A 12,179-nucleotide genomic window follows, 5' to 3' on the forward strand; every position below is an offset into this window, starting at 1 on the left:
TGGTCTCATTGCTCATGACCCATGACTCATCACTGTTTTATGAACCTGCTTGAAATTCGAAACCTGGTCAAACATTACTCGCTGAAGCGCGGTTTGTTTTCTCGCGTTTCCGGAATTCTCAAGGCAGTGGACGGCGTTTCCTTTGAAGTGAAGCAAGGGGAAACATTCGGTCTTGTCGGTGAATCAGGTTGCGGAAAAACTACGCTCGCGCGTTGTGTGGTGCGATTAATCGAACCCACTTCCGGTGAAATTTTTTTTGACGGCCAGAATATTATCAAGCTGCCCCAAGAAGAAATGCGCAGGACGCGCCGTCGCTTACAAATGATTTTTCAAGACCCGTATGGATCTTTGAATCCGAGGATGTCTGTGAAGAGAATCATTGAAGAGCCTCTGGTGATCCACAAGATTGGAACCAAACCCGGACGACTGGAGCAGGTCGTGGAGCTCATGAAGATGGTGGGATTGGATCCCGAATACAGGAAACGCTATCCGCACGAATTTAGCGGAGGGCAAAGACAAAGAATTGGAATTGCACGCGCACTTGCGCTTCATCCTGAGTTGATTGTCGCCGATGAGCCGGTATCGGCCCTCGATGTTTCTGTGCAAGCGCAAATCATCAATCTGTTAAAGGAACTGCAGGAAAAATTGCGCCTGACTTTTTTGTTCATCGCGCATGACCTGAGTGTGGTTCAGCATTTTTCGGACCGGATCGCAGTCATGTATCTTGGGAAAATAGTGGAGCTTGCTTCCAGCACCGCTGTTTTTCAACAACCGTATCATCCGTACACGCGAATGCTTTTAAATTCAGTTCCGGTTCCCGATCCGAATGCGCGCCGCAAAAAGGAAATCCTGAAAGGTGAAGTGCCGAGCCCCGTGGATGTGCCGGCCGGATGTCGTTTTCATCCCAGGTGTCCTGTGGCCGTGGAGCAATGCAAGAGCGAAGAGCCTCAGCTCCGGCAAATTACGCCGGATCACTGGGCGGCATGTCATCTTGCTGAAGCGCCGAAGTAGCCGGTCATCCAATCGCGGAGATTCATCAAGCTCATCCCGTTTTGTCGTTCAAGCTCGCCACGCAATCGTGTCAGGTCCGTTGGCAGATCAACGTCAAAATAAGTATCGAGTAGAAAGTGGCGCAGGTCCGGAATTTTCTGGAGAGTTTGTTTCAGGACATCTGAAGTTCCCCATCGAATTCCAAGAAATACTTCGGGGATCAGTTTTTTTAAACCGATTAGATAATAGCCGCCGTCTTCACAAGGTCCCAAAACAATGTCATGATTTTCGAGCGCTTCAAAAGTCCTGGAAATTACGCCCACTGGAACTGTAGGAGAATCGATCCCTATGATTACAATTTTTGCAAATCGCTTGAATTCTTCCGTGAATGCATGCAGCATTCTTTCCCCCAGATCTCTGCCGGTCTGCATTTTTATTTCTAATTCTGGATTAAAGGGAAGAGAGCCGGATCCACTCAGGTATAAAACAGTCGCTAGATTTCGTACCTTATCGATGGTGTCTTGCAGTAGCGCGACATGAAGGCTGAGGCTTTGTTCGGACGTTAAAACAGGACGCATGCGTGTCTTAACCATGTCCAGGTCGGCTGATTTACTGAAGATTACAACCCTGTTGCTTGACACTGAATTCCTGCCCCACCTATAATTAACGTTAACTTAGCGAAAGATCCAATGAAAGAGAGCGACTTTAGAATCCTACTTCTGCTTGCTTTCCTTGCGCTGGTTCCTGCCTATTCTAGTGCTGACATAGAAGAAAAATCCAGCATAATCGGCAGTCTGGTCGGCGCTGCTCAGAAACCTGTTACAGGCGTGACTGTACGGTTGCTCGATTCCTACTTTTTGAATGAGTTGAACAAAGTTTCCACTGATCGTGAAGGAAAATTCGTATTTAATAATCTGCTGCCAGGACTCTATCTGGTTAGCGTTGATATGCCAGCGCTGGTCGGAATGTTGAAACGAGTTCAGGTTGTTTCAGAAGCTCCGACGTTCATTGATCTTCGTTCTTTAATGAGCGAGGAGGACCTAAAGGATCATGATGCCTGGGATAAGTTCAAATGGACCATCCGCGTGGCCGGAAGAAACCCGCTACGTCAGGATGTCACGGGTGATACGCAAGACGTACCGGACGGATTTTTGACCGCACTCAGAAATTTTAAAGAACAAAATAATATTCGGGGTGAAGTTTCTTACGTCAGCCTCGCTCCTAATCTTGCCGGCGCGAATACAAGTCATCAAATGACTCAATTCGCGGTGCACGGAGGACTCGAAGGGGATGGGGCATGGTCGTTCAATGGAAACATCATTGACGGATCGATCAACAGCTACATGGCATCCGGAGATGTCGAATATTTGCTGTTTGGTCATCGTGTGGGCGCGACCGTTTCCGCAAATGATCTGATTTTCGTGCGCAATCCGGAACTTCTGGATCGGCAATTGTTGAGACGCTTCATTCAGTCTTCTGATCTGCCGGAACTGGAGGATGAATCGAAACTCTGGATTGCGTCCGCGGATTTGCACGATCAGTGGAAGCCATTCTCAAGAGTGACACTGGACTATGGCACGCGAATTGATTATTACGGCTATCTTGATAGCCCAATGAGCTACTCTCCCAGGGTTGAAGTGACGTTTCACGCAGCACCGGAGTTTGGGTTTCGCGGTGTCTACTATCGGAATCAATCGGCGCCGGGAAACTATTATTTGCAGCCTGGCGATGTTCATCCGTACATTCACAACGTTGCCTTCGTTCCTTATTCGGAAGATCTCAACAGAGAGACAACAAACGGCTATGAGGCAGGAATTGATTTTTCAGGTGAGGATTTTCACTTTGCCATTGGATATCATCAGGAAGATATCTCGAACAAGATTGCCACCGTAGATATCGCAAATACGTTCGCTTCCGAACGAATCAGCGCGCAAAGACCGTTTGTCATTTTGAATTCGGCGGACCTGCAAAGCCGTGGCATTCAGTTCCAGGTTACGAAACGGATCAATCCGGTTCTGACAGCTGTTGCAACTTACAGGATGAATCTTTCCGTCCCGTTTTCCATCATAGAAAAGAACACCTTTGATCAGCGGAAACTCTATTTCAAAGAGGGTGATTCGCTCCAAGATTTTCACGACCTGCAGGCAGGCATTCTTGCAAAAATCCCATTGACCCGAACCCAAGTCCATGCTGATTGGAAGTGGAGTTCTGGTACACCTGTCGTATTTGGCAGCGCCGAACATAGGATCCCGCTCACTGCAATCGATGTGGAAGTGCATCAGGAGATCCCCGTTCAGTTTTTCTCACAAACTGAGCTGCAGATCATGCTGGCTGTGAAGAATCTGCTTGATCAGAATCCCGATGCTACCGGCAACGCCGATTTTCAGCGAGCCCTACTTTACAACATTCCCCGCATTGTCGCAGGCGGCCTACTCCTCAAGTTCTAATAATTTAACCGCCAGGACGCCAAGAACGCCAAGTAAAAAATTGTATTTGATCTTCTTGGCGACATGGCGTCTTGGCGGTATATTATCAGCGTCGAAGTTTCAAGAATTCGAATGTTTTTCAGTCTCCATCCAATAATTTGAATCTACAACTCTTGCCGGATCCTGTATAAGAAGCTAAACTATTGGAGATACATAGTTTATTTTGAATTGGAAATTCCGTATTGGCTGGTATGCAATTTGCTCTTGACCGTTTTCAAGAGGAAATGTCTTTGGTACCGGTATTGGAGCAGCATCGGAAAAGCGTGAAGGTTATCGTACTTTTGTTTACGCTAACCATGGCTGCGTTGGGTACCGCAAACGTCATTTCCCAGTGGCATTCGGACATCAAAACTGACGGAGTTCGCTGGGTTTTTTCAGGTGGGCGTCTGGTTGCCGATGAAATCTACCCTGGTTCTGCAGGTTTCCGGTCCGGTCTCGCGGCGGGGGATGTTCTTCTTTCGATTAATTTTCAGCCGGTCATCCTGGCTCAGGACGTCGGGAAGATTATCAATGATCCGCAAACCGGATCCCGTCCGTTTCAGTATGAGATCACCCGTGATGGTGGAACGTTCGTAAAGCTGGTCATACCAGACAGTAAGTCCAGCCGTTTTTACTTCTATCTCGCGTTTGTCGGTTTTGTCATTCTCGGCATTGGAGTCTTTGCCTTCCTGAAGAGCAGGAGCCGTTCTTTTGCGCTCCATTTCTATTTTCTTTGTCTTGCATTCTTTGGGACCTATGCATTTTCAAATACAGGCAGGCTGGATACTCTGGATTGGATTTTTTACTGGGCGGATGAGATCTTCCTGCTGTCGCTTGCGCCTGTATTCCTGCATTTCGCCCTTTATTTTCCTGAGAAGCGCGGCTGGATCCCGCGCGATAAAGCCGTTTTTCTGTATGTTCCCTCCCTAATACTGTTCGCCGCCAAGCTGGCTTTCACGCTTGCTTACTATCTGTGGCCTCAGACGACATTCATCGCCACGGTGGAAGGCTATCTGGCCTTTGAAAACATCGAAATTTCCTATCTCTTTGTGGGTCTGTTCATCGGCGTGATCGTACTATTCTTGTCGTACGCAAGAGCGGAGGATGTGATCCACAAAAAGCAGCTGAAGATGGTGCTCGCTGGAATTCTTGCTGGCTTTGGTCCGTTTTGTTTCTTGTGGCTTGTTTCTCTCGGCGTTCGAATCCCGCAACAGGCGCTCGAATTTGCCCTGATGACTCAGATTCTAATTCCCCTGTCTCTTGCCTATGCGCTTTTGCGCTATCGTCTGATGGATGTAGACATCCTGATCAAGCGCGGAATGATTTATACCGTCACCACGATGCTGCTTTTCGTTATGTATCTCCTTCTGACGGTTTCCTTGCTGCGTTGGATTTTGCCGGAAGCTTCCAGAGCCAATATCACCGCGATTGCATCCCTTACGACGCTGCTGGCTGCGCTTCTTTTTCAACCCTTGCGGGACCGCGTGCGCGCATGGGTGGATCGCTTCTACTATCGTGACAGTTACGATTATCGCAGGACCCTTGTCCGATTCAGCCGGGAAATTACTTCCTCACTGGATCTCGAACAAATGGTGGGAGCAACTCTCAGCCACATCAGATCTACATTCAAAGTGGACCGTGCTGATATTTTGTTGAAAGTGGGCCTGAACACTTTTGAGTGCTTCCTGGACAGGGAGAAACGGGTTCATCCCGGAATCGCTCTTCTTACACGCCTGTCAAAGGAACATTCCTTGTTCGTTGATTCCCTCCATTCTATTGAAGATGAGCTTCTGGATGATGAAGAGTTGCTTCGCGACCTTAATTTTAATTACTTCATTCCCTGCAAGTTTCAGCAGAATATCGTCGCTATTCTCGGTTTGACGAAACGGGAAAAAGGGGATTACCTCTCGAGCGAAGATCTGGACTTGCTGCTCACGCTTGCGAATCAGCTCGCGATTGTGATTGAAAACCACCATCTGTTTTTCAGTCTAAAGAACAAAGCGGATGAGCTTGAACGTTTGAAGAATTTTAATGAAAACATTTTGCTCAGCCTCAATCTGGGAATCCTCACGCTCGACGAAAAGGGAAAAGTGGTTGCCTGCAATCACTGGGTCGAATCGATGCTCGGTCTAAACCGCGTGATGGTCCTCGGGCGTTCGCTGGAAGAACTTTTTCCGTCGGAAATTGTGGTTCGGTTTCAAAATTACAATCTGAAAGCTCCGCGGAAGAAATTAGAAGGAGCCCGGTTTTATAAAACTCTGGTAGAGAATTTTCAACATAAAGAGATTGTTTTGAATCTCTCTTTCGTGCCGTTAATCAACGAATCGGATGTGGAATATGGGACCATTCTGATTCTTGATGATGTCACGCATCAGGCCAAACTCGAAGAGCAGCTTACACAGTCCGAAAAGCTGTCCGCGCTTGGATTATTGGCGGCCGGTGTTGCTCATGAAGTCAATACGCCGCTCACAGGGATTTCCAGTTATACGCAAATGCTGCACCAACAGCTGACGAAGGACACGGAAACTCTCGATATTCTTCAAAAGATCGAGCAGCAGACTTTCCGTGCGTCCAAGATCATTAATACGCTTCTGGATCTTTCGCGTCAGCAGCCGCAGCCTTTCATGCAAATAGATATCAATACGTTACTCCACGAAACTCTCGTCTTGCTCAAACCTCACTTTAAGGATTTTCCCATCGAGGTTGTGGAAGAGTGGGATCCGTCGAATCCTGTGATTCTCGGAAATGAAGGTAAGCTGCAACAAGTGTTCACAAACCTCCTGTTGAACGCTAAAGAGGCGATGCAGAAGGGTGGTCGACTTCTTGCTCGAACGGAAACGGAAGGAGACTACGTGATCATCAACATTGTGGATACGGGTGAAGGAATTCCTGAAAGAGATTTAAAACGGATCTACGAGCCGTTTTTTACTACAAAGAAAGGAACCGGCCCAAAAGGCACCGGATTGGGTTTGGCGATCACTTATACAATCCTTCAGGAGCATCGGGGCAGCATTGATGTGTTTTCTGAAGAGAAGAAAGGAACTCATTTCCAGATCCGCTTACCAAAAGTAAAGAGGGAAGTCCATGAGCAGACAAGAGCGTATACTGGTGATTGATGATGAAGAAGTCGTACGTGAAGTTTTTCATCGACTCCTCAGATCAGAAGGTTACCAGGCTGAGCTTTGCATTTCGGGGGAAGAAGGTTTAAGGCTCATTCGGGAAAGGGAATTCGACGCCGTCATTCTGGATGTCATGATGAATGGCATCGGCGGCCTTGCCACATTGAACGAACTCCGCAAAATGGATTCTGATATTCCTGTCATCATGGTTACCGCCTATGCTTCGCTGGAAAACGCGATTGAATGCATGAAGCAAGGCGCTTTCGACTACATAACCAAACCTTTCAAAAATGACGAGGTGATGCTGTCCATTCAGAAGGCGATTGAGCAGCGCACTTTATTGCGCGAGAACAAGAATCTTAAATCGCAGCTGAAGGGCATTTACGGTTTTGAAAATATTGTCGGGCACAGCGAACAGATGCGAAAAGTCTTCGATCTCGTTTCTCAAGTTGCTCCAAGCCGGAGCACGATTCTGATAACAGGCGAAAGCGGAACAGGAAAGGAGCTGATTGCAAAAGCGATTCACTATCATTCACCGCGTGCCGGTAAACCATTTGTTGTTGTGAATTCCGGAAGCCTGCCGCCGGATTTGCTGGAAAGTAATTTATTCGGTCACATGAAGGGCTCTTTTACGGGAGCGATCGCAAGCAAGAAAGGGTTGTTTGAAGTGGCTGATGGTGGAAGCATCTTTTTGGACGAAATTGGAAACATTCATCTGGACACCCAATCGAAACTCTTGCGCGTCATTCAGGAGAAAGAGTTCATGCGGGTCGGCGGTGTCGAAACCGTTCATGTGGATGTTCGGATCATTGCGGCAACAAACAGCGAACTCTACACTCTGGTCAAAGATGGAAAGTTCCGCGAAGATCTGTACTACCGCCTCAACGTAATCAGTATTCAGCTTCCTGCGCTTCGGGAGAGGATGGATGATATTCCACTTCTTGCCGACTATTTTATTCAGAAATACTGCAGGGAAAACGACAAACCTTCGCTGCATCTCACACCGCAGGCCCTGAATGCGCTCATGGATTATCATTGGCCGGGAAACGTGCGGGAACTCGAGAATGTCATTGAGCGGGCTGTGGTGCTTTGCCGGGGGGAAACGATCACAGTCGACCTGCTTCCCGAAAACATCTGGAACAAATCCAAACCTTATATGATCGCGGACACAAATCTTCCTTTTAAGGACAAAGTCGATCAATACCGGAAACTTTTGATACTGGACGCACTGCAAAAAGCGGCGGGTGTGCAAAAGGAGGCAGCGCGCATGCTTCGGATCAAACCGACCACCCTCAATGAGATGATCAAACGCTACAACATCAAGTCGCCGGTATAAATGAACCGCCAAGGCGCGAGCGTCTTTGCGTAGCGAGTCTTCGCGCCTCCGCGTAGACCCGGAGACGCGCGACGAGTCGACGCCATTGTCTTGGCGGTTATACTTGTGCTTGAAGCAAAGGTTGAATTTACCGTACAATACACATTGGATTCCTTAGGAGGTCCCTCGGATGGGGAACACGATTTTACTGGCCGATAAAAGCTCAACAATCCAGAAGATTGTTCAGCTCACATTTGCTGACGACAATTTCAACATTCATACCGTCAGTGATGGCGAAGCTGCGCTCGATGCAATTCTCCAGGTCCATCCCGACCTCATTCTGGCTGACATCAGTTTGCCATTGAAAAACGGCTATGACATCTGTTCCACCGTCCGGAAGGATTCGCGATTCAGTGATTGTTCGCGCATCCCTGTGATTCTGCTCGCTGGAATCTATGAAACCATGGATGAAGAACGGGCACACCAGGTGGAAGAGCGGGTCAAACAAGTTGAGGCAAACGATTTTCTTTCCAAGCCCTTTGATCCGCAGTTGCTGATCAGCAAAGTGAAGCACTACCTTGCCGGAGCCGCTCCTGAAAGTCGTCCTTCAACGTCTGTATTTAACGAGGAACCGGAAAGTGGCGGAATCAATTTATTTGACACGGAACCCGAGTATCAGCCTCCCGATGACAATGAAAAAACAATGATGCTTCCAGGTGGTCCCTTCGGATCGGGTTTTTCGCCTGAACCTTCCGAAGAGGAGACGCCACAAAAGACTTCAAGACCTGATGTGGATATTGATTCTGTTAAACCGGTTGGCGAAGTGGTTTTTGGTGAAGAAGGCTTTCCTGCAGTGGAACTAGGCGCTGAGGAAGAAGAAGAGGAGAAGAATCTTTTTGGTGCGTCTGAAGAAAAGGAGACTATCACAGGCGCAGAGATTCCTTTTTCAGGACGCGAAGAACAGGAATTTGAGTACACGTCAGGTCCTGTGCTGGAAGTTTCCGCGGCACTGGAATCGGAATCGGAAGGATCCATTCCATTAATATTGCCGGATTCAGAAGAACCATTCGATGATGTTTTTCAGGAACCACAACCCGAGATGCAATGGGGTTCTCCATCGGTTTCAGAAGAAGATTCTCCTTTTGGAATGCCTGAGCTGCATACAGCGCCTCCTGAACCAATACAGGAAGTGGAAGCTCCGTTGGAGATTCAGGAGTCGGCGACACTTGTCGAACCGCTGGCGATGGCGGAACCTGAACAGCCGGTCCCGACGGAAGTGGAAGGTTTTGACGACACATGGCCCGGCCTGTCTATAAAAGCGAATAAGGCGCAGCCAGTCGAAGAGTTGTTCGAATCAGAAGTGGTGCGCATTTCGCCGGTTGAAGATGTTGAAGAGCTTCAACCGGATATTGCAGAGGCTCTGCAGGAAAAGCCGGAATCGATAGCACCGGGAGTAGAAGAACCACAGTTAAAGGCGGCTCCGGCAGCGAACGCACAGATAACAGACGAACTCATCGATCGTATCGCAGAAAGAGTGTTGAACAAATTGTCTGAACGCGTCGTTTCTGAGATTGTCTGGCAAGTTGTACCGGATCTGGCGGAGAAAATGATCCGGCGCGAGCTGGAGAAACTTCACGCGGGGGAAGAATAGCGTCGACGCGTTTGCGCGTCTTCGTGCCTTCGCGTCGATCGAGTCGCGTCCCACCAAGCCAAAAGTCTTAAGGGTAATTTTATGGAAAAAACGTACGATCCGAAGCTTATTGAAGACGAACAGTATCAATTATGGTTACGAGGAAATTATTTTCGCAGTGAGGTAGACCCCTCCAGATCTCGTTTTTCGATTGTGATACCTCCTCCGAACGTTACTGGATCTCTCCACGTTGGTCATGCTCTGGATTTAACCCTTCAAGATGTGATTGTTCGCTGGCAGCGAATGCTTGGAAAGAACGCTCTCTGGGTCCCGGGCACGGATCACGCTGGAATTGGCACTCAGATGGTGGTGGAAAGGGAACTCGCCAAAGAAAAAATTAGCCGTTTTGAGATTGGCAGGGAGGCTTTTGAACAGAGGGCGTGGCAATGGAAAGAGTATAGCCACGGACTGATTACGCAAAGGCTTCAAAAACTCGGGGCCTCAGTCGATTGGTCCAGGGAACGCTTCACGCTTGACGAAGGATTATCTCGCGCGGTGCGCACGGCCTTCGTTCAATTGTTCCGCGAGGGTCTGATTTATAAAGGCGAGTACGTTGTTAACTGGTGTCCTCGCTGCAAGACTGCGCTTTCCGATCTGGAAGTGCGGCACGAACAAACCGAAGGGCAACTTCATTATGTGCGCTATCCGATTCAGGGAGAGAAGGAGTTCATCACGGTCGCAACGACGCGGCCCGAAACGATGCTGGGGGACACCGCTATCGCGGTGCATCCCGAGGATGAAAGATACCGGCACCTTGTTGGAAAAACTGCAATTCAACCCTTACTGAACAGGCCGATCCCTGTGATTGCTGATTCCTTTGTAAACCGTGAGTTTGGAACAGGCGCTGTGAAAATCACTCCGGCTCACGATCCCAATGATTTTCTTGCGGCGCAGCGGAACAACATTCCGGCTTTACTTGTGATCGATGGAGACGGCAAGATGCTTCCTCCTGCCGGACCCTATGCGGGGCTCGACCGTTTTGAGGCGCGCAAACGCGTGATCGAAGATTTGACTTCCGCCGGATTGCTTGTACGTCAGGAAAAACACATTTACGCGCTCGGGAAATGCGACCGGTGCAAAACGATCGTGGAGCCGCTTCTCTCCGCTCAGTGGTTTGTGAAAATCGCATCGCTGGCTGCTCCCGCAATCGAAGCGGTGGAGAAAGGAGAAATTCGTTTTTATCCGGAAAGCTGGACCCGCGTTTATTTTGAATGGATGCGCAACATTCATGACTGGTGCATTAGCAGGCAGCTCTGGTGGGGCCACCGCATCCCGGTTTGGAATTGTGAACAATGCAGCCGCATGACCTCGGAAGTGGATACGCCGCAAAAATGCGCGCATTGCGGATCCGCAAATATTCGTCAGGAAACAGATGTGCTCGACACGTGGTTCTCCTCCGGCCTCTGGCCCTTTTCTGTCTTCGGATGGCCGGATCAAACCCCGGAGCTAAACTACTACTATCCTACTAATTTATTAATTACCGGTTTCGACATCATTTTCTTCTGGGTCGCCCGAATGATCATGTTGGGTTTGAAGTTTACCGGTAAGGTCCCTTTTCGTGAAACGTATATCCACGGTCTCGTTCGGGACGAACACGGACAGAAAATGAGCAAGAGCCGCGGAAATGTGATCGATCCCATGGAAGTCATTGATGAATATGGAACAGACGCGATGCGATTCGCACTGGCGGTTCTTGCTGTTCCCGGACCTGACATTCCGCTTTCCACAAAGAGAGTCCAGGGCTATAAAGCTTTTCTGAACAAATTATGGAATTCAGTCCGTTTTGCTCTTTTGAAAGTCAATGAGAACGACGACCTCACTCCTTTGCCGGTCTCTTCCTGGGATCTGGGAGACCGGTGGATCACGTCACGATTCCACAGAGTCGCTGGAGAGATAAATTCTTGTTTGAGTGAATATCGTTTTGATCTGGCTGCCAACGCTGCGTACCAGTTTTTGTGGCACGAGTTCTGCGACTGGTACATCGAATGGATCAAACCTCATTTAAGCGGTGATACCAGGCGAGCCTCCGGAAAGAAAGGGTTGTTGCTTGAGAGAGTTTCCGATGTTTTGAAGCTGCTCCATCCATTCGTTCCGTTCGTTACTGAATATCTATACCAGCAGATCCCAGAGCGAGCACGATCGAGTAAGGCCTTGATGATTGCAAAATATCCGCAGAGAGATGAGAAATATATCAGTATCGACTCGGAAGACCAGTTTGCTCTATTGATGGAGTTCATCGGGAAGATCAGACAGGTGCGGACTGAAATGAACATCGAGCCATCGAAAAAAATTCACGTGTTTGTGAAAGGAGGATCGCTCCAGAATCTGGTTGAATCTCAAGAGAAGGAAGTTCGGTTACTCACGCGTTGCGAACGCTTGGAGTTTGTGTCTGATTTTCCGCAGGACAAACAGCTGGCTCGAGGCGTCCTGAAGGATGCGGAAATAGGAATCGATCTCGCAGGTGTTCTCAACCTACAAAACGAGAAAGATCGTTTGCAAAAGGAACTGAGACAGATCCTTGCGGATCTTTCAGTGGTGGAGAAGAAACTATCAAATGAGAAATTCCTGAGCAATGCGCCGGCTCCGGTGGTGGAAGAACA

The 12,179-nt window shown here is 48.6% G+C and carries 7 protein-coding genes; 6 read left to right on the plus strand and 1 reads right to left on the minus strand.

Annotation, left to right across the window (positions count from 1 at the left end; genetic code table 11):
* Window positions 1-39: 39 nt before the first annotated feature.
* Window positions 40-1,011, plus strand: coding sequence for a dipeptide ABC transporter ATP-binding protein (locus L0156_06545; GenBank protein ID MCI0602656.1), 972 nt, complete (start codon window positions 40-42; stop codon window positions 1,009-1,011).
* Here the strand turns inward: L0156_06545 and L0156_06550 are convergent.
* Window positions 987-1,631, minus strand: coding sequence for a TIGR04282 family arsenosugar biosynthesis glycosyltransferase (locus L0156_06550; GenBank protein MCI0602657.1), 645 nt, complete (start codon window positions 1,629-1,631; stop codon window positions 987-989). The two genes, L0156_06545 and L0156_06550, sit on opposite strands and share 25 nt — an antisense overlap.
* A 48-nt stretch (window positions 1,632-1,679) precedes the next feature.
* On the opposite strand from L0156_06550, the gene L0156_06555 reads away from it, so the two are divergent.
* From L0156_06555 to L0156_06575, 5 genes are all read left to right on the plus strand, one after another.
* On the plus strand, window positions 1,680-3,437 hold the full coding sequence (locus tag L0156_06555; GenBank protein MCI0602658.1) for a TonB-dependent receptor: 1,758 nt from the start codon (window positions 1,680-1,682) through the stop codon (window positions 3,435-3,437).
* Window positions 3,438-3,667: 230 nt separating this feature from the next.
* The gene (locus L0156_06560; protein MCI0602659.1) at window positions 3,668-6,571 is read left to right on the plus strand and encodes an ATP-binding protein; all 2,904 of its coding nucleotides are present in this window, start codon (window positions 3,668-3,670) and stop codon (window positions 6,569-6,571) included.
* Window positions 6,540-7,910, plus strand: a complete 1,371-nt coding sequence (locus tag L0156_06565; GenBank protein MCI0602660.1) for a sigma-54 dependent transcriptional regulator — start codon at window positions 6,540-6,542, stop codon at window positions 7,908-7,910. The genes L0156_06560 and L0156_06565 overlap by 32 nt, the downstream gene beginning before the upstream one ends.
* A 169-nt stretch (window positions 7,911-8,079) precedes the next feature.
* Window positions 8,080-9,540 (plus strand): response regulator, encoded by a 1,461-nt coding sequence (locus tag L0156_06570; GenBank protein MCI0602661.1) that lies wholly within the window; start codon window positions 8,080-8,082, stop codon window positions 9,538-9,540.
* Window positions 9,541-9,621: 81 nt separating this feature from the next.
* A partial coding sequence (locus L0156_06575; protein ID MCI0602662.1) for a valine--tRNA ligase occupies window positions 9,622-12,179 on the plus strand: 2,558 nt, incomplete at its 3' end.

The organism is bacterium (assembly GCA_022616075.1).
Taxonomy (GTDB): Bacteria; Acidobacteriota; HRBIN11; order JAKEFK01; family JAKEFK01; genus JAKEFK01.